The 24,107-nt window shown below is 64.5% G+C and carries 26 protein-coding genes; 16 read left to right on the top strand and 10 right to left on the bottom strand.

What is annotated here, in order from left to right:
- Positions 1-3 precede the first annotated feature (3 nt).
- The 8 genes from I0K07_RS05595 to I0K07_RS05560 all read right to left on the bottom strand — a co-directional run bounded on the left by I0K07_RS05595 (position 4) and on the right by I0K07_RS05560 (position 6,745).
- Positions 4-1,209 (bottom strand): acetyl-CoA C-acetyltransferase, encoded by a 1,206-nt coding sequence (locus tag I0K07_RS05595; RefSeq protein ID WP_203291833.1) that lies wholly within the window; start codon positions 1,207-1,209, stop codon positions 4-6.
- A 100-nt stretch (positions 1,210-1,309) separates the two neighbouring features.
- On the bottom strand, positions 1,310-1,915 hold the full coding sequence (locus I0K07_RS05590; RefSeq protein WP_203291832.1) for an FMN-binding negative transcriptional regulator: 606 nt from the start codon (positions 1,913-1,915) through the stop codon (positions 1,310-1,312).
- Positions 1,916-1,949: 34 nt separating this feature from the next.
- On the bottom strand, positions 1,950-2,306 hold the full coding sequence (locus I0K07_RS05585) for a hypothetical protein (protein ID WP_203291831.1): 357 nt from the start codon (positions 2,304-2,306) through the stop codon (positions 1,950-1,952).
- Positions 2,299-2,673: a hypothetical protein gene (locus I0K07_RS05580; protein ID WP_203291830.1), complete on the bottom strand. Its 375-nt coding sequence runs from the start codon at positions 2,671-2,673 to the stop codon at positions 2,299-2,301. Before I0K07_RS05580 ends, I0K07_RS05585 begins: the two co-directional genes overlap by 8 nt.
- The gene (locus I0K07_RS05575; protein ID WP_203291829.1) at positions 2,670-3,143 is read right to left on the bottom strand and encodes a hypothetical protein; all 474 of its coding nucleotides are present in this window, start codon (positions 3,141-3,143) and stop codon (positions 2,670-2,672) included. The genes I0K07_RS05580 and I0K07_RS05575 overlap by 4 nt, the downstream gene beginning before the upstream one ends.
- 2 nt (positions 3,144-3,145) lie before the next feature.
- Entirely contained in the window at positions 3,146-4,312 is a 1,167-nt protein-coding gene (locus I0K07_RS05570) for an acyl-CoA dehydrogenase family protein (protein ID WP_238934569.1), read from the bottom strand.
- Between the two features lie 103 nt (positions 4,313-4,415).
- Positions 4,416-6,206, bottom strand: a complete 1,791-nt coding sequence (locus I0K07_RS05565) for an acyl-CoA dehydrogenase C-terminal domain-containing protein (RefSeq protein WP_203291828.1) — start codon at positions 6,204-6,206, stop codon at positions 4,416-4,418.
- Positions 6,207-6,259: 53 nt separating this feature from the next.
- The gene (locus tag I0K07_RS05560; protein ID WP_203291827.1) at positions 6,260-6,745 is read right to left on the bottom strand and encodes a MerR family transcriptional regulator; all 486 of its coding nucleotides are present in this window, start codon (positions 6,743-6,745) and stop codon (positions 6,260-6,262) included.
- 122 nt (positions 6,746-6,867) lie between these two features.
- Here I0K07_RS05560 and I0K07_RS05555 point away from each other — a divergent pair, with 122 nt between their 5' ends.
- The 6 genes from I0K07_RS05555 (at position 6,868) to I0K07_RS05530 (ending at position 14,358) form a co-directional block, all read left to right on the top strand.
- Positions 6,868-8,469 (top strand): hypothetical protein, encoded by a 1,602-nt coding sequence (locus I0K07_RS05555; protein WP_203291826.1) that lies wholly within the window; start codon positions 6,868-6,870, stop codon positions 8,467-8,469.
- A 273-nt stretch (positions 8,470-8,742) separates the two neighbouring features.
- Positions 8,743-11,862, top strand: a complete 3,120-nt coding sequence (locus I0K07_RS05550; RefSeq protein ID WP_203291825.1) for a peptidoglycan-binding protein — start codon at positions 8,743-8,745, stop codon at positions 11,860-11,862.
- Between the two features lie 7 nt (positions 11,863-11,869).
- Positions 11,870-12,802, top strand: a complete 933-nt coding sequence (locus I0K07_RS05545; RefSeq protein WP_203291824.1) for a TSUP family transporter — start codon at positions 11,870-11,872, stop codon at positions 12,800-12,802.
- Positions 12,803-13,567, top strand: a complete 765-nt coding sequence (locus I0K07_RS05540) for a TIGR02186 family protein (protein WP_203291823.1) — start codon at positions 12,803-12,805, stop codon at positions 13,565-13,567.
- Between the two features lie 20 nt (positions 13,568-13,587).
- Complete coding sequence (locus I0K07_RS05535; RefSeq protein WP_203291822.1) at positions 13,588-13,857, top strand: hypothetical protein; 270 nt, start codon at positions 13,588-13,590, stop codon at positions 13,855-13,857.
- 42 nt (positions 13,858-13,899) lie between these two features.
- Positions 13,900-14,358: a DUF3429 domain-containing protein gene (locus I0K07_RS05530; protein ID WP_203291821.1), complete on the top strand. Its 459-nt coding sequence runs from the start codon at positions 13,900-13,902 to the stop codon at positions 14,356-14,358.
- On the opposite strand, the gene pdeM is transcribed toward I0K07_RS05530, so the two are convergent.
- Together pdeM and I0K07_RS05520 are read right to left on the bottom strand one after the other, a co-directional pair.
- Positions 14,355-15,065, bottom strand: a complete 711-nt coding sequence (pdeM, locus tag I0K07_RS05525) for a ligase-associated DNA damage response endonuclease PdeM (RefSeq protein WP_238934567.1) — start codon at positions 15,063-15,065, stop codon at positions 14,355-14,357. The genes I0K07_RS05530 and pdeM overlap by 4 nt on opposite strands.
- Positions 15,058-17,538, bottom strand: a complete 2,481-nt coding sequence (locus tag I0K07_RS05520; protein ID WP_203291820.1) for a ligase-associated DNA damage response DEXH box helicase — start codon at positions 17,536-17,538, stop codon at positions 15,058-15,060. The genes pdeM and I0K07_RS05520 overlap by 8 nt, the downstream gene beginning before the upstream one ends.
- A 146-nt stretch (positions 17,539-17,684) precedes the next feature.
- Here I0K07_RS05520 and I0K07_RS05515 point away from each other — a divergent pair, with 146 nt between their 5' ends.
- The 10 genes from I0K07_RS05515 to I0K07_RS05470 all read left to right on the top strand — a co-directional run bounded on the left by I0K07_RS05515 (position 17,685) and on the right by I0K07_RS05470 (position 24,084).
- Positions 17,685-18,641 carry a hypothetical protein gene (locus I0K07_RS05515; protein WP_203291819.1) on the top strand — a complete coding sequence of 319 codons (957 nt, stop codon included), beginning with the start codon at positions 17,685-17,687 and terminating at the stop codon, positions 18,639-18,641.
- Positions 18,642-18,711: 70 nt separating this feature from the next.
- Positions 18,712-19,443, top strand: coding sequence for a hypothetical protein (locus tag I0K07_RS05510; protein ID WP_203291818.1), 732 nt, complete (start codon positions 18,712-18,714; stop codon positions 19,441-19,443).
- A gap of 63 nt (positions 19,444-19,506) precedes the next feature.
- Positions 19,507-20,337 (top strand): mechanosensitive ion channel family protein, encoded by an 831-nt coding sequence (locus I0K07_RS05505; protein ID WP_203291817.1) that lies wholly within the window; start codon positions 19,507-19,509, stop codon positions 20,335-20,337.
- A gap of 66 nt (positions 20,338-20,403) precedes the next feature.
- The gene (locus I0K07_RS05500; RefSeq protein ID WP_203291816.1) at positions 20,404-20,727 is read left to right on the top strand and encodes a DUF6460 domain-containing protein; all 324 of its coding nucleotides are present in this window, start codon (positions 20,404-20,406) and stop codon (positions 20,725-20,727) included.
- A 71-nt stretch (positions 20,728-20,798) separates the two neighbouring features.
- Positions 20,799-21,632 carry a response regulator gene (locus I0K07_RS05495; protein ID WP_203291815.1) on the top strand — a complete coding sequence of 278 codons (834 nt, stop codon included), beginning with the start codon at positions 20,799-20,801 and terminating at the stop codon, positions 21,630-21,632.
- Between the two features lie 67 nt (positions 21,633-21,699).
- Entirely contained in the window at positions 21,700-22,206 is a 507-nt protein-coding gene (locus I0K07_RS05490) for a PaaI family thioesterase (RefSeq protein WP_203291814.1), read from the top strand.
- Complete coding sequence (locus tag I0K07_RS05485; RefSeq protein WP_203291813.1) at positions 22,203-22,625, top strand: PaaI family thioesterase; 423 nt, start codon at positions 22,203-22,205, stop codon at positions 22,623-22,625. The genes I0K07_RS05490 and I0K07_RS05485 overlap by 4 nt, the downstream gene beginning before the upstream one ends.
- Before the next feature lie 150 nt (positions 22,626-22,775).
- Positions 22,776-23,108, top strand: a complete 333-nt coding sequence (locus I0K07_RS05480) for a UrcA family protein (RefSeq protein WP_203291812.1) — start codon at positions 22,776-22,778, stop codon at positions 23,106-23,108.
- Between the two features lie 101 nt (positions 23,109-23,209).
- Positions 23,210-23,572 carry a thiol-disulfide oxidoreductase DCC family protein gene (locus tag I0K07_RS05475; RefSeq protein ID WP_203291811.1) on the top strand — a complete coding sequence of 121 codons (363 nt, stop codon included), beginning with the start codon at positions 23,210-23,212 and terminating at the stop codon, positions 23,570-23,572.
- A 191-nt stretch (positions 23,573-23,763) separates the two neighbouring features.
- Complete coding sequence (locus tag I0K07_RS05470) at positions 23,764-24,084, top strand: UrcA family protein (protein WP_203291810.1); 321 nt, start codon at positions 23,764-23,766, stop codon at positions 24,082-24,084.
- Positions 24,085-24,107 lie beyond the last annotated feature (23 nt).

Raw genomic sequence — 24,107 nt, 5'->3', positions numbered from 1 at the left:
GACCTAGACCCGCTCGATGATGGTGGCCGTGCCCATGCCGCCGCCGACGCAGAGCGTGGTCAGGGCGGTTTCCTTGCCCGTGCGCTCCAGCTCGTCGAGGACAGTGCCCAGGATCATCGCACCGGTTGCGCCCAGCGGGTGACCCATGGCGATAGCGCCACCATTCACATTCATCTTGTCGTGCGGAATGTCATAGGCCTGCATCAGGCGCAGGACGACGGCGGCGAAAGCCTCGTTCAGCTCCCACAGATCAATGTCGGAGGCGGACATGCCGGCCTTCTTGAGGACCTTTTCCGTCACCGGAACCGGACCGGTCAGCATGATGGTCGGCTCGGAGCCGATCGATGCCATGGCACGGATACGGGCGCGCGGCTTGAGACCGGCTTTCTCGCCCGCTTCCTTGGAGCCGACCAGGACCATGCCCGACCCGTCCACGATACCGGAGGAATTGCCGCCCGTGTGGACCCAGTTGAGATATTCCACTTCCGGATAGCGCTGGGTCGCGACGGCTTCGAAACCGACGAAATCGGAGAGATCCTTGAAGGCCGACTTCAGCGAGCCCAGACCCTGCATGTCGGTACCCGGGCGCATATGCTCGTCATGGTCCAGGATGGTCAGTCCCAGCTGGTCCTTCACGGGCACGATGGATTTGGCAAAGCGCTTCTCGGCCCAGGCCTGGGCGGCGCGCTTCTGGCTTTCCACGGCATAGCTGTCGACATCATCGCGGGAGAAACCGTATTTGGTCGCGATCAGGTCGGCGGAGACGCCCTGCGGCACGATGTAATGGTCGAAGGAAATCTCCGGGTCGGCACCCATGGCCCCGCCATCGGACCCCATCGGCACGCGCGACATGGCTTCAACACCGCCGCCAATGGCGAAATCGGCTTCGCCGGACATGACTTTCGCGGCGGCCACGTTCACGGCTTCCAGGCCGGAGGCGCAAAAACGGTTGAGCTGATAGCCCGCCGTCGTCTCGGCATAATTGGCATTGATCACGGCGGAGCGGGAAATGTTCGCGCCCTGCTCGCCCACCGGCGAGACCACGCCCATGATCACATCATCGACCAGCGCCGTGTCGAGATTATTGCGATCCCGGATCGCCTCGAGCTGCTGGGTGGCCAGCTGCAGCGCGGTGATCTCGTTGAGCGCCCCGTTCTTCTTTTTGCCGCGCGGGGTCCGCGTGGCGTCATAAATATAGGCTTCCGTCATGTTGGGTTCCTTTCCCTTGGCGGGCTGGTTTCCTTTTATCGACTAACGCTTTTGGCCCCTGTTGGCGGGGCGGGTGGTTGTTCCACTATTATTGGGCGCCTCACTCATCATCCCCCTCCTGGTCTTCGACCATGTGGAAGGCGACAGCGTGTTCGCCGCGTTCATTGAGGGCATGCGCGATGCGCAGGCGTTCCTCGATGGACTTGTTCTGGGAGAGCTTGGCCTTGCCTTCCAGGCGATGGATCTCGAACTCGAAACACTGGATGGCGGATTCCAGCTTGGCCCGGCGCTGCAGCTCGATATCGGTGATGCGCCATTCGGACTCGAAATCGGCAATCTGGGAGGACAGGGAGCGCTCGGCCTCCTCACCTTCCAGCGGCACCAGGACGCCGAAGGCATGGACGGCGACATAATTCCAGGTCGGCACATTCTTGCTCGGATCTTCATACCAGGTCGGTGAGACATAGGCGTGCGGACCGGAGAAGATGGCGACCGCCTCCTTGCCTGCCTGGATCGCCTCGGCCATTGGATTGGCCATGGCAACATGGCCGATCAGGACCTGGCGCTCGTCAGCCAGTTTGAGCGGGATGTGCGTGGCCGCCAGGTCCGGCGCGCCGGGCACCAGCATGAGCGCGAAATCATAGGTGCGCATCAGCGAACGCATTTCGCTCTCATCATCCATGCGGAAGGCGGGGGGGATGTACATCAGACACGAACTCCGCGGCGGGAAAACAAAAGGCTCATCGGCGGCGATACTTCTGCAGGAAGGCCCCGGCGATGAAGGCCAGGGTGATCAGGCCGAGCCAGACGAAATCCATGGCGAACGTGCCGGCGGAAACGAGCATGCCGGCAACCACGACCAGCCAGATCCCGGCCATCATGAAGGCATGGGTCCGCGTTTTCGCAACGCCGGCTGCAATGACCAGGGCGGCGAAGGCGGCCGCAGCCAGACCGCCGGCCTGTCCGATCGCCGGGTTGAAGATCGGGCCGAGCACCATGGAGACAATCACCATGGCCACGACCGGTCCGAGAAGCCCCAGCACGGCATTGCCGACATAGGACATCACGGACGGTTTGGTTTCGCCGGCTTCACTCATCACCGGCCTCCGCTTCACACCGCCAGGCCATGGTCTGGAAGCCGGAAATCTGGCTGCCCATTTTCAGCTGGCCATCCTCGATGATCCAGACCGCGATCTCGCCACGCTCGTCCTCTTCGGTCTCGCCGCACAGCGAGCCAATCCGGAAACCGCCCGTATGGGGATCGCGGATGAAGTAATCCATCGTGCAGGCCTCACCCTCGGCATTTTCAAAACCGGAATGCTGGATGGTGCGGCCGGAGGTGCACCCCTCCTCGCCCCATTCCCCCGCCAGGCACTGGTCGAACTGCTCTTCCAGCGTGCCCTCGGCGCCATAGCCGATGCATTGGGTGGTGAGGAGGAGGGACACGGCAAGCGGGGTGATCATTTGAAGTTCTCCCGAAGTTTTTGAGCGCCGGCACCAAGAAACACCAGAAGTACAAGGATAGGAACCGGCGTCAGAAACGGCAGGTAAGACACAGACCAGTTGACCATGTCGGCATCCCCCTGAGCCCGGCGGACAGCATCGATCCAGCTCGAGCCGCGCACAAAACCGTCCCACACACCGACGACGGCCAACAGGCTGACGCCCCAGAGCACTGAACCCTGCCTGCGCAGCCACCAGCCGATAGCCGCAGTCGCCAATCCTGCGACAAGGAGGGCGATGAAATTCAACGTGCTGGAATGCTGCGCCAAAGCCTCGGGCGTCAAACCGTCCAGTAGACCGAACGAACGGGCGAGGGAAAACAGGGCGCCGCTCAAGACCGAGAACAGGGAAAGCGCCGCGAGGCCAGCAAATGCCGACAGCATGCGGTTCTGCCCACGTCCCTCAACCTGAATGGCGCCCGCCTCACTCATCCCTACAGCGTCCTTGCGATCAGGAGTTTCATGATCTCATTGGTCCCGCCATAGATCCGCTGGACGCGGCTGTCGGTCCACATTTTCGCGATCGGATATTCGCGCATGTAACCATATCCGCCGTGCAGCTGCACGCACTCGTCGATGACTTCATTCTGGGCTTCGGAGACCCAGTATTTCGCCATCGAGGCGGTGGCCGGATCGAGTTCGCCCTTCATCAGGCGTTCCGAGCAATGGTGGACGAAGACTTCCGCCATGGTCGCCTTGGTCTTGCACTCGGCCAGTTTGAACTGGGTGTTCTGGAACTTCATGACCGGACGGCCGAAGGCTTCGCGTTCCTTGACGTATTTCACCGTCTCGAACAAAGCGCGCTTCATGGCGCCGACACCCTGGACGGCGATCTGCAGGCGTTCCTGGGGCAATTGCTGCATCAGCTGGATGAAGCCCTGGCCCTCTTCCGCGCCCAGAAGCGCATCGGCGGGCACCCACATGTCTTCAAAGAAGAGCTCGGCCGTGTCCTGGGCCTTCATGCCGACCTTGTCGAGGAGGCGGCCGCGCTTGAAGCCTTCCACCTTTTCCGTCTCGACCAGGAAGAGGGAGACACCGTCGAAACCCTTGGTCGGGTCCGTCTTGGCGACCACGATCACGAAATTGGCGGAGCCACCATTGGTGATGAAGGTCTTCTGGCCATTGATGCGATAGCCATTGCCATCCTTGACGGCTGTGGTCTTGACGCTCTGCAGGTCGGACCCGGTGCCCGGCTCGCTCATCGCGATGGCGCCGATCAGCTCGCCGGAGATCATCCGCGGCAGGATCGACTTCTTCTGGTCCTCCGACCCGTAATGGGTGACGTAGGGCGCGATGATGGAATTGTGCAGGCCGACGCCCCAGCCCGCCGCGCCGATCTCGGCACCCGCGGTGTGGAAGACGTATTCATGGCCCCAATCACCCCCGGCCCCTCCATATTCCTCGGGCACGGACGGGCAGAGAATTCCCGCCTCACCGGCCTTGGTCCAGACCTCGCGGTCGACCATGCCATTGGCTTCCCATTTTTCGGCATTGGGCACGCATTCCTTCGCCATGAAGGCGCGGACGCTGTCCTCGAACATGCGCACATCCTCGCGTTCGAGGAAGGCGGGTTTTGGTACGTTAAGCGGGTCCTGAAACATCAATCATCCTCCCCAGGATTTGACTGTCCTTGACGATATCGACCGGAAACGAAAAGGGCGGGCCAGGCTCTCACTGGCCCGGTCCCGCCCTGTCCTGATCGGCTTAGAAGGCCTCTTCTTCGAGGGCCATCATGCTGTCGGCACCGGCCTCGACCTTGGCCAGGTGCATGCCGGCTTCCGGGACCCAGCGGTCCAGGAAATAGCGGCCGGTCTTGAGCTTGGTCGCATAGTGCGGATCGGTCTCGCCGGCGGCGATCTTGGCCGAAGCGACCTTGGCCATCTTGGCCCACATATAGGTGAGGCAGGTCAGGCCGAAGAGGTTGAGATAGTCATGACTGCCCGCGCCGGCATGGTCGAAATTGTTCAGCGCATTGTTCATCAGCCAGTCGGTCGCCTGTTTCAGCTTGGCTTTGGTGTCCGCGACCGCGTTGACGAAGGGCTGGGTCTCGTCATTGCCGCCCTCGGCGACAAAGGCGTCCAGCTCGGCAAAGAAGGTTGTGATCGGGCGCATGCCGTTCATGGCCAGCTTGCGGCCGACCAGGTCGAGCGCCTGCACGCCATTCGTGCCTTCATAGATCAGGGTGATGCGGGCATCGCGCAGGAGCTGGGACGCGCCCCATTCCTCGGTGAAGCCAGAACCGCCATGCACCTGCAGGCCGTTGGAGACCATGTCATAGCCCTTGCCGGTCAGGTAGGACTTCACGATCGGGGTCAGCAGCGCCATGTAGTCGCCACCCTTTTCGCGCTGGGACGGATCGTCGGATTTCTCTTCCAGATCGCCATGCAGCGCGGTCCACAGGGCAAAGCAACGGGCGGCTTCGACGAAGGATTTCTGGTCCATCAGCATGCGGCGGACATCCGGATGCACGATGATCGGGTCGGCCGGACCGTCCTGGTTCTTCGGACCGGTCAGGGAGCGGCCCTGCAGACGGTCTTTCGCGAAGGCCAGGGATTGCTGGTAGGCGGCCTCGGCCAGGGCATAACCTTGCAGGCCGACGCCGAGACGGGCTTCATTCATCATGACGAACATGATTTTGAGACCCTTGTTTTCCTCGCCGACTAGCCAGCCGGTGGCTTCGTCATAATCCATCACGCAAGTGGCATTGCCGTGAATGCCCATCTTGTGTTCCAGACCGCCGCATTTGAGCGAATTGCGCTCACCCGGATTGCCGTCGGCATCGGGGATGAATTTTGGCACCACGAAGAGGGAGATGCCCTTCACACCGTCCGGGGCACCTTCAACGCGGGCCAGGACGAGGTGAATGATATTCTCCGCCATGTCGTGCTCACCGGAGGAGATCCAGATTTTCTGGCCGGTGATCTTGTAGGAGCCATCCGCCTGCGGCACGGCCTTGGTACGCAGCAGGCCCAGATCGGTTCCGCAATGCGGCTCGGTCAGATTCATCGTCCCGCCCCATTGGCAGGAGATCATCTTGGGCAGGTAGAGCTCTTTCTGCTCATCCGATCCACCCGTGTGAAGCGCCGCAGCGGCACCCAGCGTCAGGCCCGGATACATGCCGAAGGCCATGTTGGAGGCGGAGACCATTTCATTGAAGGCCAGGTTCAGCACGTGCGGCAGGCCCTGACCGCCATAGGCCGGGTCAGAGGACAATGCCGTCCAACCGGCTTCGGACATTTGCTGGAAGGCATCCTTGAAGCCCGTCGGGGTCTCCACATTGCCGTCCTCGTCCCGCACACAACCTTCCACATCACCGACCTTGGAGAGCGGGGCGAGCACGCCTTCGCAGAATTTCCCGCCTTCCTCGAGGATGGCGTCAATCGTGTCGGCATCCGCATCGGCAAAGCCGGGCAGGTGGGAATACTGGGTGATGTTGAGCACGTCGTGCAGCACGAAACGCTGGTCACGAACCGGGGCGCGATACGAGGCGGTCATCTGGGTTTCTCCGGGAAAGTCGGTGTGAAATCGGTCGGGGTTGGTGAAGGGGATCAGCCGGCGCTGGGCGCACCGGACCACGGATCAAGTCGGGCCTGGGCCAGGGCTTCAAACGCCCGGGCACGGCGGCGGACATCATCGGACGGGGTACGATCTTCCAGACGCTCGCGCATCCAGGCGAGGCCGGCCTGGAGCTCGGCAATGGCGCGCTCGACATCCTCGCGCTGCTGCTCAAGCACCTGGATTCGGGCGGTAAAGCGTTCGATTGCCGGCTCCAGCCGTTCACGGCCGCCCCGGTCAATCGCCTCGAGATCGAGGATTTCCTTGATTTCATCGAGCGCGAAACCGACCCGCTTGCCGCGCAGGATCAGTTCGATCCGGGCACGGTCCGCAGCGGAATAGATCCGCGCGGCGCCCCGGCGGGACGGGGTGATCATCCCTTTTTGCTCATAAAAGCGCAGCGTGCGCGGGGTCACATCGAACTCTTGGGCGAGCTCGCGGATGGTGAATTCGGAATCGGGAGCAACCGGCTTGATCATGCCGTGAACTGTGTTCACAAACTTACGCGAACGTCAACGTCAAATCTGTGACATTCAGGATTTTCAGCGCCTCTCCGCCTTTCCCCTTTCAATGCCAAGCCAGCCCATGCAAGCTGCATCTCATGTTTGAACCGGTTCTGTTTCCCGCCCGTTTTACCGGCCTGGCCTGCCTGGCCGGCCTCGCCCTGTCTGCAACGGCTCCGGCCCTGTCCCAGCAGCCGGACCCGGGCTTTTCCATCTTCGCGCCACAGCCCGAGGAAGAGACCGAGGAGACGGTTGACGCGCCGGAAACTGAGCTCTCGCCGAGCCTCACACAGACCGCCGGGGCCTGGCTCGACCGGGACGCCTATCTGGCACTCCGCGGCGAGCGGTCGACAGATGTGCTGCGCACGCGCTGGCAGATCGAAACCAGCGCCCTGGACGGAACTGCGCTGGGCAGGGAACAGCGCGAGATCGTGATCGGTGACGGCTATGCCTCCGAACCGGCCAGCGAAGGCCGGACCGTGTTCGATTTTGCCACCGACCGTATCCTGACCCGCACCGCCCTGCTGGAAGGGCCCGCCGTGCTGAACGCACCCATCGTCGCGCATGTGCACCGCCAGGTCAGCACCTTCTCCTATTTCACCCAGAACGGGGAGCTGGACGAGGTGACCGGCCCGGGCGGCAGCCAGTTCGAGCGCTTCTGGATCGAGGCCGCCATGGGCGTGCGCCTGTCCGAAGCGGACATGCATGTCACCGAGAACGAGGACGGCCATGTCGCCATCCGCCGCTTCGAGATGGGCAGCGAGATTTTCGGTTATGATCCCGGTGAAAGCGACACATCACAGGCGGCCGCGTTGTTCCAGGCCTGGATGCGCCACGCCCTGCCGATCCATCCGGACGCCCTGCACGCCCTGCCCGAAGACGGCGGCATTCCGGAACGCTTCTCCTTCCTGGTCTTCAGCCCCTCCAGCCCGGATGGGCGCCGCGAGACCTGGACCCGGCTGAGCCTCAATCCCGGCGAAGGCGCCTTTCCCTGGCCGGAAAACATTCCGTCAGCGCCAGCCGAGGCCTATGAGACCGGCCACCCGGCTATCACCCGGCTTCTGGCGGCGGGATTTGACGCCCTGAACCAGCCGGCCGCGGCTGCCACCACGGATGCCACCCTGGTCGCGGCCTCCGAAGCCGCCCAGAACCGCGCCGATTTCGCCGGTGCCTATCTCGCGCTCTACCAGATCGCCCAGCATGCCGGCCCCTGCCGCAATGGCTCGGACTCGCCAGCCTGCGCCCGGATGAGCCAGGTGACCGCGGCCGGTCTGGGCAATGCCGATTTCGAAGCCCTGATGAACGCCCTGTCCAACATGCAGGATGACCGTGAACGCGCTCTGGCCTATCTGCGCAGCCAGACCCACCGTCAGGGATTTGCCGGTGCCGCCATCAACATGCTGGCCGCCCAGTCCATCGCGGCCCAGCAAGCCGCGACGCCGGGCGCCTTGCCCGACTTGTCGCCGCTGGACTTCTTTGCGGCCAGCGCCGAGGCCGACCCGTTCGCGCCGCTGACCTATTGGCATGCCGGCCGTTATGCCGCCGCACGCGATGATATCGAGAGCGCCTGGATGCTGTTCGAGATCGCCCGTCGCTTGCCTGACGCCGACCGTTTACCCCCCTTGCGCGAAGCTTCCGCAATGCAGGAACAATTGCAGTCGCTTGCCCCGGATTTCTTCGGCCCGGCCGCTGCAAATTAACCACGATTGTCCACAGATTTAAGCCCGCATTAACCGAGTCAGAGCCTTGTCTAGACTCAGGAAATTCGCGTGCGAGCCCTAGTCTGCGATTCGGTGTGGAAACACTACATCTTGGGGCGGCGCGCTTGGTTTACACAATATTAACCGCAGAATAGCGTTGAGCGGTTAAGTCGAGCGAGCGATTCGGAAATGTCGTCCAGTGGGCCATGGAGCGTGAAAGGGATCGATCCCCGCGCCCGGGCGCGGGCTAAGTCAGCAGCGCGCCGGGAAGGCGTGACTCTGGGCGAATGGATCAATCGCGTCATCCTGGAAGACTCCGATCCCTCCAAGGCGGAATGGGATGATGCGCTGGAATCCTTCCCGGGATTTGGCGGCGGCTCCGCGCTGAATGAGGAAGACGACCGGCTGCTGCGCGCCATGGTCAATCGCCTCACCGAGCGCGTGGAAAACACCGAACAACGCTCGGCCCGCACCCTCTCCGGTCTCGACAAGGCCATTACCCAGCTCGCCGAGAAGATCAGCCGGTCCAGCGACCGGCAAAGTGCGGAATTGCAGTCCGCCCAGGCCACGCTCGACCGGGTCCGCAAATCCCATGAGGAACTGGCCGACCGTCTGCGCCAGGTCGAAGCGGCCGGCCCCGCTTCCAATTCGCCGGAAGACCGTGCGGCGTTTGAAACCACGATCATGAAGCTGGCCCGCCGGCTCTATGAGCATGAAAATGATATCGCCGCCCGCCTGCACGAGCTGGATACCGACGCCCGCTCCGCTTCGGAATCCCTGGAAGCTCGCCTCGCCCGGCTGGAAGCCCGCGCCGATGATTACGCGGATCTCGACCGCAAACGGCAGGACCGCACCACCGACACGCTGGGTCAGCTGACCTCGACCACGGAAGCGCTCAAGGCGCGGGTGGAAGGGGCCGAACGGATCACCAATGACGCGGCCCGCGCGCTCGACACGTCGGTCTCGCGGCTGGATGACCGTCTGCGTCATCTGGAAACCCGCAATTCTTCCGACACGGTCGATCTGGAGCGCCGCTTCGAACGCCTGTCCGAGGATGTCGCCCGCGTTATCGCCGACACGCGCAGCCAGATGGCCAAGGCCATGGCCGGTGCCGCTTCGGAACCGCGCATCGACCGGCTTGAGGACGCGCTGACCCGCGCCATGGCCCGGATGGACGAAGCGGAACGCCGCCAGGGCGACAGCATGTCCCGTCTGGGCCAGGAGATCACCAAGCTCGCCGGTGCGATCGATCGCCGCCTGACCGAGAGCGAGCGTCGCGCCGCTGACGCGCTGCGCGAAAGCCAGAATGAGAGCAAGCTGGACCGCCGTCTCGACGAGGTCCGCCAGGAAAGCCGCGATGCCATCCGCCGCATGGGCGAGGATGTCACGCGTCTGGGCCGCTCGCTCGCTGACCGCATCGACCAGTCCGAGACCCGCGCCAGCCAGGTCGTCGAGAATGCGACCGACCGCATGGCGCAGATGCTCGACAAGATCGAGTCCCGCCGTTCCAGCGAGGATGAGCTGGAAGACCGGCTGCGCCAGTCCGAGGAACGCACCGCACAGCGGATCGAGGATGCCCTGGGCAGTGTCCAGGAACGCCTGTCCTCCGTGCGCGACGAAACGGAAGAAGCCCTCTCCCCGGTCCAGCGGGCGATGTCTGCCCTGGCCGACCGTCTCGAGGCGATCGAGGCCAAGCATGCGCCGAAGCCGGAGGCTGAGCCCGAGGCCCAGCCGGAGGTGAAGGTCGAGGACAAACCGATCGCGATCGAGCCGGAAGAGGATATCGATTTCGATACACCGCTTTCGCCGCCGCCGCAGGCCGAAACACCGCTGGGTGCCGATCTGGACGAGGATGATCCCTTCCTCGCCGAAGCCGCACCGGCACCGAGCAGCAAGGCCCGTCCGGCCGAGCCGGCTCCCCAGCCGCAGCCCCGCCCGCAAGCACAGCCGGAAGTGCAGCCCGCTGCGGCCGCCATGGTCCTGCAACCCGCCCCGGTTCAGCCGGAACCGGCACCGCAGGCCCGCGCCCCGCGCCCGGCCGCGCCGACCGGCCGTATCGGCGCCACAGCCGATTCCGATTTCCTGGCCGCCGCCCGCCAGCGCACGCGTGCGCCGGGCCAGCCTGCTGCCCAGGCCACGAGCAAGCCCCGCAAACCGTCGCGTCTGGGCCGCACCCTGCTCTACACCCTGCCGGTCTTTGCCCTGGCCATGCTGTCCGGTGCCGGCGCGCTGCTGGTCTGGGAAGCCTGGAAGGGCGATGCCGAGCGCGTCGCCGTGGAAGCCCAGGCCGAACGCGACTTCATTGCCCAGGTCGAGGCCGGCCTGTCGGAACAGCCGGCATCTGCCGCCCCGTCAGAGAGCCCGGCTGAAACGCCGGTCGAAACCCAGGCCGAGGCACCCGCCATCTCCCAGGAGCCGGTGGCCCAGGCCCAGCCTGATCCGGAACCGCAAACCCCGCCACCCTCCAATGTGATGGCGGATGCGTCGGGCACGATGATGCCGGCCGCGGCCGAGCCGGTGGATGCGGCTCCTGTGACTTCGGCTCCGGCCCGCTCGCAGCCGCAAGCTCCGGCCTCCAGCCGCGAAACCACCCTGGCCAGCGCCGCTTCGGACGGAAACCCGGTGGCGCGCTATCAGCTGGGCATGCAGGCGCTGGAGAACGGCAATCCGGACAGCGCCGCCATTCTGCTGCGCCGCGCCGCCGAACAGGGCGTGCCGTCGGCCCAGTATCGCTATGCCAAATTGCTGGAAACCGGCGAAGGCGTGCCCCAGGACCTGGAAGCTGCGCGCCGCTGGACCGAACGGGCCGCCAATGCCGGCCACCGCCGCGCCATGCACAATCTGGGTGTGATGTACTACTATGGCACCGGCGTCGCGGAAAATCTGGAGACCGCGGCGCGTTGGTTCCAGGAGGCAGCCCTGCTCGGCCTGCGTGACAGCCAGTTCAATCTCGCCCTGCTGTATGAAACCGGGGATGGCGTGCCGCAGAGCCTGCCCGACGCCTATGCCTGGTTCACGATTGCCGCCAATGGCGCCAATGACCCGACGGCCCGCGAACGCGCTGCAGCGCTGGAGGGCGCGATGGAACCGGCCGCCCTGGACGCGGCCCGCTCGACGGCTGCCGGCTTCACGCCGCGCCCGATCGACGCTGAAGCCAACGGGATCTACCAGGACCTGCCCTGGGAGCGCACGGCAACCACGGATGTCGCCGCCGTGCGCCGGGCCCAGGGCTTCCTGTCCGTGCTGGGCTATGCGCCCGGCCCGATTGATGGCGAGATGGGCGCGCGCACGCGTGAAGCCATCATGCAGTTCGAGGCTGATCTGGGCCTGCCCCGCACCGGACATGTCGATGATGTTCTGATCGAACGTCTGGAACGTGCCGCGGCGGGCTGATCGGCCGGTGCAGATCTACCTCCCCATCGCGGAAATCTCGGTCAACATCTTCCTATTGCTCGGATTGGGCGGCGGGATCGGATTCCTCTCCGGCCTGTTCGGGGTTGGCGGCGGCTTCCTGATGACGCCGATCCTGATGTTCATCGGCATTCCGCCAACCGTGGCCGTGTCGACCCAGGCCCCGCAGATCGTCGCCTCCTCCTTCTCCGGAGCCCTCGCCCACTGGAAGCGCAAGACGCTGGACCTGAAAATGGGCGGCCTCCTGCTTGCCGGCGGTGTTGTCGGCTCCTTCTTCGGCGTGCAGCTCTTCTCCTATCTGCGCAGCCTGGGCCAGATCGACCTCTTCATCGGCCTGTCCTATGTCGGCTTTCTCGGCGTGATCGGCGGACTGATGTTCCTGGAAAGCGTGCGCAGCATCCTCAATGCGCGCTCCGGACGGGCCAGCACCGCCCCCAAACGCCGCCGGCGCAGCTGGGTGGAGCAATTGCCGGTGAAGATGCGCTTCCCGGCCTCCGGCCTCTACATCTCGATCTTCCCGCCGATCGCGATCGGTTTCCTGGTCGGCATTCTTGCAGCCATCATGGGCGTGGGCGGCGGCTTCGTCATGGTGCCCGCCATGATCTACATATTGCGCATGCCGACCAATGTCGTGGTCGGCACTTCCCTCTTCCAGATCCTGTTCGTGACCGCGCTGACCACCGTGCTGCAGGCCGGACAGAACCAGACGGTGGATATCGTTCTGGCGGCCCTCCTGATCGTGGGTGGCGTGATCGGTGCCCAGTTCGGGGCGAAGGCCGGACGTTTCATCAAGGCCGAGGAATTGCGCGCCCTGCTGGCCTTCATGGTACTCGCCGTCTGCTTCAAGATCGGGCTGGACCTGGTGGTGACCCCGTCCGATCTCTTCGTGGTCATCCCGGTCGAACCGCAGGGGGGCAGCTAGATGATCTCCGCCATTCTGCTCGCCATGGCCCTGCAGGGTCAGCAGCCCCTTATCCAGACCGAGGCGCCGAGCATTGTCGCCGCGCTGACCCATGAGACCGTGGAAATCCGCGAGGATTTCGTCGGCCAGGAACTGGTTCTCTATGGCGCGACGCGCGGCCTGACCATCCAGGACGAGATCGTCGTCGTGCTGCGGGGTCCGGAATATGATCTGCGCGTGATGCGCAAGGAGCGCAATTTCGGTGTCTGGGTCAATTCCGACCCGGTCGTGTTTGCCGATGTGCCCAGCTATTACGCCATCGCCACGTCTTTGCCGCTCGAGGACATTGCCTCCGATGCGGAACTCGCAGCAGGCCGGATCGGCCTGCCCTCCCTGTTTGCCCGCCAGCCGGTTTCCAATGGCCAGATCACACTGTCACAGGAAACCGTCCTGCCTTATCTGCAGGCCATCGCCCGGGCGGGGGAGCGCCAGAATCTCTATGCGGAAGCCCAGCGCGGCGTCGAAGTCCTCGATGGCGGTCTGTTCCGGGCCACGATTTCCCTGCCGCCCCTGACGCCGGTCGGGGATTATGTCGCCGATGTCTATCTCTTCCGCGAAGGCCGGGTGATCGCCAGCCGGTCCGCTGCCTTGCGGGTGGAAAAGGCCGGGCTTGAACGCTTCATCTATGATTTCGCGCAGACCCTGCCCTGGCTTTACGGCCTGTTCTGCGTCCTGCTGGCCGTGCTGGCCGGCTATATCGCCGATGCCATCTTCAACCGGCGCTGATTTCCCGGTAAATTGCCCGCATGGGTTGGATCAAGGATATCTCCGACAGCACACTGAGCTGGTGGCGCGAGATTTCGTCCGGTTCGCTGGAGCGGAGCCAGAAGGCACGCCTGCTGGCCATGCTGGAGGATGAGCGTTTCACCTGGCGCAAGCTGGACACTTTGGCCAGCGGGATTGGTGCCACCCCCGAAGAAACCCGCAAACTCCTGGTCCAGCTGAAAGCCCGGCCACAGGAAACCGATCCGGACAAATGGGGGCTGATCTCGCGCAATCCGGTCTCCCGAACATAGCCCGCACTTTCCCGGGCGCGCCGCCGGACTATGTCTGCCGGCATGACCGGACACACTCCCATTCCCGCCCGCGCCCTCTGGGGCGGACTGGCCGGCTGGATACCCTTCTGGCTGCCCGTGGCGCTTGCCATTGAGGCCCGTTTCACTGGCCGCAGCCCCGCCGCCGAATTCGCGCTTTTCACACTCTATGGTGCCCTGATCCTCTCCTTTCTGGGCGGGGCGCGATGGGGGCGGGCCCTGGCACCGGACAACGAGACGGCCACCTGGGGGCTGGCGCTTCTGCCGACCTGTCTGGGACTGGCCGCCATCGGCCTTCACTGGGCGCTGGGCGCGCCGGCCGGGATCGCACTGATCATATTGGGCCTGTGCGCGCACCTGTTCTGGGATCGACAAGCCATGCGGTGCGGTGAATTGCCGGACTGGTATGGGCGGCTGAGGCTGGTGCTGAGTGCGGGCGCCATTCTGGCCGGATTGGCCTGTCTCGGCCTCGCCCTGCTCTAATAGCGGTCCGGGACGCAGGCCTTCGCGGCAACGGGCCAAACCCGGTCCCGGCCCATGATCATGGCGTCCGGCGTGCCACCGAAACAGCGCGTGAAGGCGTCATCACAGACATTCAAACCGCCGGTATAGGCGCCGAAGGCCGGCAGGATGAGACGCGTTCCGTCCGTCGCGAAACAGCGATTGCGGACGCTGCGCCCCTTGCGGCGGACCTTGGCGCAGGGATGGAGGTGGCCCGCCACCTCGCCGGGGGCCGCTCCCTCGGTGGGCTCATGGCGGAAGACCAGGCCGGCCAGCTCGATCTCATCCGTCACCTCTCCGCCGAATTGCGGCGGCGGTGCCGGATCGTGATTGCCCTCGATCCAGATCCAGCGTTCCAGCCGGTTCACCAGGGCGCAGAGCGTGGCCGCATCCTCGTCATGCATGCGCTGATCGGCGCGTGTGTCGTGGAAACTGTCCCCCAGTGCTATCACGGTTCGGGGCTGGTGCCGCTCTATCGCCTCGGCGAGCCGGCGCAGTGTCGTGCGCGTGTCATAGGGTGGCAGCATCTGGCCACCCACGGCGAAGGAGGAACCCTTCTCGAAATGGAGGTCGGACACGACCAGGAGACCCACTTCCGGCACGACCAGAACGCCGTCCGGATCCGCCAGGACCAGTGTTTCATGGACGCGAAAACGGCATATCGCCTGGAGCTGGACGGTGTCAGTCAAGCCGCATGGCCTCCGCAATCAGATCCTCGGACGAGACGTCTTCCAGGATGCTCTCATGGCCTTCGCCATAAACGGGTTCCTTGCCGATCTCCAGCATGACGGGCACGGCGAGTGGGGAGATCCGGTCCAGATCGACATGCTCGATCTGCCCCTTGATCCGGGACAGCGCCGTGCCGAGCCGGTGGATGTCCAGCAGGCCGCTGCCGGCATCGGCCCAAGCGGCCTTCAAGAGAACATGGTCCGGCTCATGTTCACGCAGGACATTATAGATGAGATCGGTGGACATGGTGACCTGGCGGCCCGTCTTCTCATGGCCGGGAAAGCGGCGCTCGATCAGGCCGGCAATGACGGCGCAATTGCGGAAAGTCCGCATCATCAGCTGGCTCTCGGCCAGCCAGGCATCCAGATCATCCCCCATCATGTCTTCGTCAAACAGGGCGTCAAAGTCCAAGCCGGACAGATCGCGCAGCCCCCAGACCGAGAGCGCGTATTCATTGGCGACAAAGCCCATGGGCCGCATGCGCATCCGCTCCAGCCGCCGGGTCAGCAGCATGCCCAGCGTCTGGTGGGCGAGCCGCCCCTCGAACGGGTAGCAGACCAGGTAGAAGCGCGCCGACCGCGGGAATGTTTCCACCAGAAGCCCCTTGGCGCGCGGCAGGCGGGAACGCTTTTGCTGCAAGTCCAACCAGTCGCGGACCTGGCTGGGCAATTGGTCCCAGCCGGAGGGATCCTGAACCAGGTCACGAACGCGCGCCGCCAGATAGGTGGAGAGCGGAAACTTGCCGCCATTATAGGTCGGGATGCGCGGTTCGGTATCGGTGGAGCGGGTCACACGGACCGCCATCTCCTCGATCCCCTCGAACCGCAGGACCTGTCCGGCAAACAGGAAGGTGTCGCCCGGTGCCAGCTGGTCGACAAACCATTCCTCGATCTGGCCAAGCCGGTGCCCGCCCCGCCCGCGCGATGAGACCACGACGTCCAGCATCGGCGATTCCACGATCGTGCCGACATTGAGCCGGTGACGCTGGGCGATCTGCGGCGTGCGAGCCGTCCACAACCCGTCGCGACGTTTGATCAGACGGCGAAAACGGTCATAGGTCGCCAGCGCGTACCCGCCGGTCGCCGTGAAATCGAGGACCTTGTCATAGGTTTCCCGGTCCAGCTCCGCATAGGGCGAGGCCGTGCGGATCTCGTCGAACAGGGCGTCGGCATTGAAAGCTTCGCCACAGCCCCGCCCCATGATGTGCTGGGCCAGAACATCCAGAGCGCCGGCCTTGAGTGGCTCTCCGTCCAGCGCATTGGCGGCCACCGCCTCCCGAGCGGCTTGGCATTCCAGATGCTCAAACCGGTTGGTCGGCGCCAGCAGGGCACGCGAGGGACTGTCGAGCTGGTGGTTGGAGCGGCCCAGACGCTGGATCAGGCGGGAGGAGCCTTTCGGCGCACCCATCTGGACGACGAGATCGACATCCCCCCAGTCAATGCCGAGATCGAGCGTGGAGGTACACACAACGGCTTTCAGCTTGCCCGCCGCCATTGCCGCCTCGACCTTGCGCCGCTGCTCCGGCGCCAGCGAACCATGATGCAGGGCGATGGGCAGGTTTTCGTCATTGATGTTCCAGAGTTCCTGGAAGGTCATCTCGGCCTGGGAGCGCGTATTGACGAAGACCAGCGCCATTTTCGACGCCTTGATCCGCTCATAGACATCCGCAATGGCGTGACGGCCGGAATGTCCCGCCCAGGGTATGCGCGTGTCCGGATCGAGAATGTCGACCCGGGGCCGAGCCCCCGGCGCACCGCGGACAATGCGGGCAAAGCGCGAGGTATCGGGCGACTGTGCCGTCAACCAGCGGGCCAGCCCGCCCTCATCGGCCACCGTTGCCGACAGGCCGGCACGGCGGGCATCCGGCGCCCAGCGGGTAATGGCCGCCAGTCCCAGCGCCAGCAAATCCCCCCGTTTTTGCGGCGCGATGGCATGGACTTCATCGATCACGATCCGGCGGAGATCGCGGAAGAAGGCCTCAGCATTCGCCGTCGCACAGAAGAGGGCCAGCTGCTCCGGCGTGGTCAGCAGAATGTCCGGCGGCTGCGCGCGCTGGCGCTGACGCTTGGACTGGGAGGTGTCCCCCGTGCGTGTCTCGATGCGCAGATCCAACCCCATCTCGCTGACCGGCGTCATCAGATTGCGGGCCACATCAACCGACAGGGCTTTGAGCGGAGAAATGTAGAGCGTGTGCAGGGCATGCGGCCGGTCGGGGCGCGGGTTCGCGGCGACGGTCTCTGCCAGTTCGATCAGGCTGGGCAGGAATCCCCCCAGCGTCTTGCCGCCGCCGGTGGGCGCGATCAGCAGCGCATCCTCGCCGGCCTGCGCGGCCTCGATCATCTCCAGCTGGTGCGGGCGCGCGGCCCAGCCCCGGCTGGCGAACCAATCGGCAAAACGCGACGGCAGGAGAGAAGGGGGCTGCGTGTCCGGCATGCGGGAAAGACTAGTCCGCCGATGCTGGCGGGGCGAGAGACCCGACAGCAAAAGCAGGGGACAATCCGCAAAAGCGTCCCCCTGCCCTGTCCGCCCCGATTTCGCCATGCTTGCGGGCAATGAGTAGAGTTGCGAGGGAAAGTGAAATGCCAGGGACCGTTTTTGACCGGTACAAGGCGCTGGATGCCGCCTTTGTCGACCGTGCCGCACGCGGCGGGAAGCTGTATGCGCATTTCGCAGCCCTGGCGAGCCTGTCATCGACACAGGACCCCGTCCTGCAGGCAGAACGCACGATCCAGCTCCGTGACCAGTTGAATGAAGGCTTGGGCATGTGGGCCAGCCCCACCAAGTCGATGCGCCTGGTTTTCGCGGCCGCCTTGGCCGCCAGTGGCCGCACCTCGGACCATTTCTTTGCCGCCCGAACGGCGCTGGAGGACTGCCGCAAGGCGCGGGGTGGGCGCCGGCTCACCCATAATGGTGCCTGCGCCGCCCTGGCGCTGGTGTCCTCGGGCGGGCAAGGCCACCAGGCCGACAGTTTCTACGACATCCTGGAGGCCATCGCCGCCCCGTGGTGGCGGCGCGATGCCGGCCGGGAGGAAGTCGTCGCCGCCATCTTCGCCGGGCTGGGCGAAACACCGGAAGAAGCGCTGGGTCATCTGAACCGCGCCCGCCAGGATCTCCGCGATGCCGGCATTCCCAAGGCTGCCGCCGAGGCCGCCGCCTGCGAGATTGCCTTCCAGCAATATGATGCGCGGGCCATCGGCCCCGCCTGGGCCGCTCTGAATGCGGGCCTGCGCCGCCATGGCGCACTGCGCAGCGGGATCGGCAAGACCGGCATGGCCGTCGCGGCCGCGCACGGCCGGGGCAAGGAAATCGGCACCCAGCTCGTGCAGACCTATCAGGCCATCAAGGCCGACAAATCCCTGCGCGTCTCCAGCGATGTCGCCGCCAAACTGGCGCTGCGCCTGACGCTGGCTGGCCAGGGCGATGTCCAGCCCATCGATGCAGCCCGGGATCTCGCGGCCATCCTGGCAGCCCAGGCCGCGATGATTGTGGCCGCCACCTCAGCCAGCGTTGCGGCGACCACCGCCGCCACGAGCTGAACACGCTTTTAGGCCTGTCCCGTTCGGGCCGGCAGACAGACACACGGACCAATCGGCAAGGGGGGATTATTTGCCATTCAGCTCACTGGACTCGAACCATATCGTCGACACACTGGAGAGGCTGGCCGCCCGCGTTCGAGAACGCTTCCCGGATGCCAGCCTGAACAATGTCATTCTCGAGCTCATCGAGCTGGGCAAGCGTGACCGCCGCCGAAGCGAACGTCTCGCCCGTCCCTATTTTCTGCTTCGCGCCGGCACGATCCTCGCCGTGCTTCTGTCCGTAACCGCCCTGGTGCTTGTTGGCCGCGGTTTCTTCAACTGGGTCGATGTCGACGGCACACAGGCGGATATCTATACCGTGTTCGAAGGCGTGGAGGCCGGGCTCAATATCGTAATCCTGACAGCCGTCGCGATCTTCACGCTGACGCGCGTCGAGGAAAGGCTGAAACGCTCCCTGGCGTTGGATGATCTGCACGAATTGCGCTCGATCGCCCACGTGATCGACATGCACCAGCTGACCAAGGACCCGATCGCCCTTCTGCGTCTCGGCCCGCAGACCAAGGCTTCGCCGCGCCGGGCGATGAGTGATTTCGATCTGACCCGCTATCTGGATTATTGCGCCGAGGCCCTCTCCATGGCGGGCAAGATTGCGGCTCTTTATGCCCAGAATTCACGCGACCCGGTCGTGATCGCCTCGGTCAATGACATTGAAAGCCTGACAGCCAACATGTCCGCGAAAATCTGGCAGAAAATCACCATTGTCCGCGATACGACGGATCGTGTTCCCGAGCCCGCCACATAAGCATTCCCCCAACAGGGGAAGGGTGCTAGTAGCGATTGAAACGCTTGCAGAGGGGCATGTGCGATGAATCTCGAGGAATTCCTCAATCCGGAAACCATGGCCGTCCTGGCCGAACGCGGCATTGCCGCCGGGACCAATCTGATCCTGGCCGCCCTGATCCTGATCGTCGGCTTTATTGTCGCCGGCTGGGCGCGCAGCGGCGTCCGCAAAATGGCGGCCAGCTCGGAACGCCTCGACGACACGCTGGGCAATTTCTTTGCCTCCATCGTCTATTATGCCGTGATCGCCGTGGTGATCATCGCCGTTCTGGGCAAGTTCGGCGTGGAGACGACCAGCATGGTCGCCGCACTCGGTGCCATCACCCTGGCCATCGGCTTTGCCCTGCAGGGCACGCTTTCGAACATCGCGGCCGGCGTGATGATCATCGCCTTCCGTCCCTATGCCATTGGCGACTGGGTGGAAGTGGCCGGTGTCGCCGGCACGGTGAAGGATGTGAACCTGTTCACCACCATCATGGCGACGGGCGACAACAAGAAGATCATCATTCCCAACGGCCAGGCCTGGGGTGATGTGATCACCAATTACAGCGCCAACCCGACGCGTCGTGTCGATTTCGGTTTCTCCATCGATTATGGCGACGATATCGACAAGGCGATGGCGGTGATCAAGGAAACCCTGATGGCCGACGAGCGCGTGCACCGCGACCCGGACATTTTCCTCGCCGTGACCGCCCATGGCGAGTCCTCGGTCGACCTCGCCGCCCGCGTCTGGGTCAACACCGCCGATTATTGGGGTGTGCGTTTTGACGGTTTGAAGAACGTCAAGGAAGCCTTCGACAAGAACGGCATTTCCATTCCCTACCCGCACCGCGTCAATATCGCGAAAAAGGGCTGAAGCGGCTTTGGGCAATCGGGGTGGTGATCGCCCCGATTGCGCCGCATTTGGAGGTAGAGTGAAGCCATGACCGAGACGAATACGAACACGTCGACCTCCACCCCCGAACGCCGCACTTTCGTGCAGCGCCTGATCAGCCTGTCCGCCAAGGATATTGTCCGCCTGGTACTGCTGTGTGTGCTGGCCGGCTTCCTTCTGGCGGCGCTCAACGTCAATCCGCGCGATCTGTGGATCGATTTCTTCGGCACGCTGGCGGAGAGCTGGTCGCGGTTTGCGTCCTTCATCATCGATAGCGCCGGCTGGGCCGTGGAGTATTTCCTCCTGGGTGCCGTCCTGGTGATTCCGATCTGGATCGTGTTCCGCGTGATCCGGGCAACCGGCCGCCCCTGATCCGCAGAAGTCATGCGGCGTTAACCACTTGCCTTTGCAAGATATCAACAGGTTTGACTTAAACCCTTCGCATGATCGAACGGGCGGAAACCTTTCCGGGCGTGTCCAACGCCCTTGTCCAGGCTGACGCCTGGTCGCCCCAGCGTGCGCCGCTCCTGCTGCAATCCAATCCTTTCATGCGTTCCATCCTGGTCTCGCTGCTGCGCGATGCCGGCAGCAATGAAGTGCATGTCGCGCGCTGCGCCGACAGCACGATGGAGATGATGAATGAGCGCCTGCCCGGCGTGCTCGTCTCAGACTGGAATGATGCCTCCACGCCGACCGAAGACCGTCTGCGCCTGATCCGTCGGATCCGCGAGATGGACGACCGTGTCCTGCGCGAAATGCCGATCATCATGATTTCCCAGCCGCGCTCGCGCCGGGAGATTGAACTGGCCCGCGATGCCGGTGTCAGCGAATTCATCATCACACCGATTGCCCCGGTGACCCTGCAGCACCGGCTGACCTCGCTGCGCGAGAAACCGCGTGACTTTATCGAGTCCCCGCGCTTCGCCGGGCCGGACCGCCGCCGTCGCAAACGGCATGCCGCCGGTCCCAGCTACAAGCGCATGGCCGATGTTGAAGCCGGCCTGACCACGCCGATGCAGGCGGCCCGCGCCGCCGCCGTTTCGCTGGTCCAGGAAATGCAATTGAGCGGGGACCCGCTGACCCTGCGCGTGGCCCGCTCGCTGCAGCGCTTCATCTCGCACATCAAGACTTACACGCTGGTCGAGGCGGAAGTCGCCGACATGCACCGGGCGACGATTTCCCAACTCTCCCGCATGGCCGAGGACGGCAATCCGCTGCGCGAACCGGTCGTGATGGGCCTGGAACAGGTCGTCGAGAAGCGGATGCGCCGCGGCTAAAACCGCTTGGCCGGGCCCCTGGGCATGACCTATCAATTTCCGGTCTGCTCGCAACACGGCCCCTTCCATGGACCCGGAACCCCCAGAAGACCCCGAAGAATTCCAGAAGCGTCTCGACGCGCTGGCACCGCTGATCGTGGATGGCGCGCCCTATGCGGTCTCCCTGGGATTCAAAATCATCGAGATGACGCAGCGCCGGGCGGTGATGACGACACCCTATTCCGAGGACCTGATCGGCGACCCGGAAACCGGAACCCTGCATGGCGGGGTGATCACCGCGCTTCTGGACCATTGCTGCGGCATGGCTGCCTTTGGCGGTCTCGGTGCCCGGCACACCCCCGCCACACTGGACCTGCGGATCGACTATATGCGTCCGGCCAAGCCGGGCTGCGACATCACCGCGGAAGCCCATTGCCTGAAATCCCACGGCCTGGTCGCCTTCGTCCGGGCCACGGCCCATGACGGAGACCCGGAAGACCCAGTCGCCATTGCGCAGGCCGCCTTCATGATCTCCGGCGCTTCCAAGGCCGCGCACAAGCGCGCCATGGACGCGATCAGGGGAGGCGGCGAATGAGCCAGGTCCTGCTGGAAACCCTGCTGGCCACGCCCTTCGTCTCGCGCATCGGCGTGCAGCTGGAGCAGAAGGGGACCGAACTGACCGGTGTCCTGCCTTTCACGGACACGTTGGTCGGCAATCCATTGATCCCGGCCCTGCATGGCGGGGCTGTCGGGGCTTTTCTGGAAGTCGTGGCCTCGGCCTCGCTGCTGGTCAGCCAGCCCATGGCCCGCCTGCCCCGCCCGATCGATGTTGCGATCGACTATCTGCGCCCGGCCCGGGCCCAGGATGTCTATGCCCGCGCCATCGTCGCCCGTTCCGGCCGACGTGTGGCCAATGTGCGGGTGGAAGCCTGGCAGGGGCGGACCGAGGCCCCGGTGGCCACGCTGCACGGCCACTTCCTGATCACGCCGGAAGGCGCTGACAGCGCATCCTGACGGTTGCGTTACGGTTCCGAGAGAATATGACGCAGGACTGACGCCGGTTTAGGTCGGGCGCCATCTTCGCGTTATGCGCAAGGCGTCAGTGTGGGTTCTGCGGTGAGGGATGCGAGGTGCATGCCTGCCGCCCGTGAACAGGAGCCCCCTATGATCAAGACCCTTCTGGCCGCAACGGCCACCCTCACCCTGCTGGCCCCCGCCACCCTGGCGTCCGATGCCAACCGCCAGTCTGAAACCGTGGTGTTCGATGCCACCGATCTGCACAATCCGAATGCGGTTGCCGAGATCCGTGCCGAACTGCTTGATGCCGCCGAAAAGCTCTGCGTCGAGCGCGGCCTGCGGGGTCTGGACCGGGCCCGTGTGGAACAACAGTGCATCGAAGCGACTTTTGCCGCGGCCGACTTCCGTCTGGAACAGCGCCTGGCCGACGCCAGCAACGGCTCGTCGCGCTTCGCCATGACCCTGGTGCGTTCCGAATAGTGCCGCACACCGTGTGACGAGCCGTGCCAGGGGCTGACACGGCTCGCACCGCGACGCCTTGCCCCATGGGATCCCCATCCAGGGCCCGCTAGAGTGTCCGCATGGATACCACCGGACCTCTCATCGCCTATTACGACGCGCTTTGCCCGATCTGCCGGATGGAGATGGGACGTTATGCGCGCCATGGCGCGCACATCATCCAGCTTCATGATTGCAATGGCGAGTTGCCGGACGACGTGGACCGGGATGCCGCGCTGGCCGCGCTGCATGTGCGGCTGCCAGACGGGCGTGTCGAGACCGGCTGGAAGGCCTTCATCGCGATCTGGGAACGCATCCCGGGATGGCGCTGGCTGGCCCTTCTGACCCGCCCGGCGCCCATACGCATCCCCCTGGATGTGCTGTATCGCTGGCTTGCCCCCTACCGCCCGCGCCAGAAATGCCGCGATGGCGTGTGCGGCGTCTGAGCCTGATAATTTCGTAATTTCAGCATCTTGAAGCCAGCGCGGGATTCGTGCCAAAGGCGCCATACATTTTTGCATTTTCGCAGTGCACCATTTTTTGCTGCAGCGCACTGGAAATTCCCACGAAGCATGTCCAGTCTAGTGTCCATCGGCCATGCACTCACGCATCGCCCCAAGACATTTGGAGTTCTGTCATGCGCATCATCGCCCTTGCCGCCCTCGCCGCTGTCGCTTCCGCTCCGGTCGCTTTCGCCGACCAGCCGGCCGACGCCGTCACCATTGAGCTGGCCTCTTTCAACCTGGACAGCGCCTCTGACCTGGCGGCCCTGGAAGCCCGTATCGAAGAAGCCGCCACCGACGTCTGCCGCGACCGCGTCATGACCGACCTGCTGCGCTCCTACACGATGCGCCAGTGCGTCCGCGAAACGACGGCCCACGCCATGGCCCAGCTGGATGTGGCCCGCGGCGTCGTCACCGCCGAAGCGGCGTCCCAGCAAATCGCGCTGAACGACTAATTCACACCACGACCCTTGCCCGG

The organism is Maricaulis parjimensis (assembly GCF_016817355.1).
Taxonomy (GTDB): Bacteria; Pseudomonadota; Alphaproteobacteria; order Caulobacterales; family Maricaulaceae; genus Maricaulis; species Maricaulis parjimensis.
This window is presented reverse-complemented; position numbering and strand designations above follow the sequence as displayed.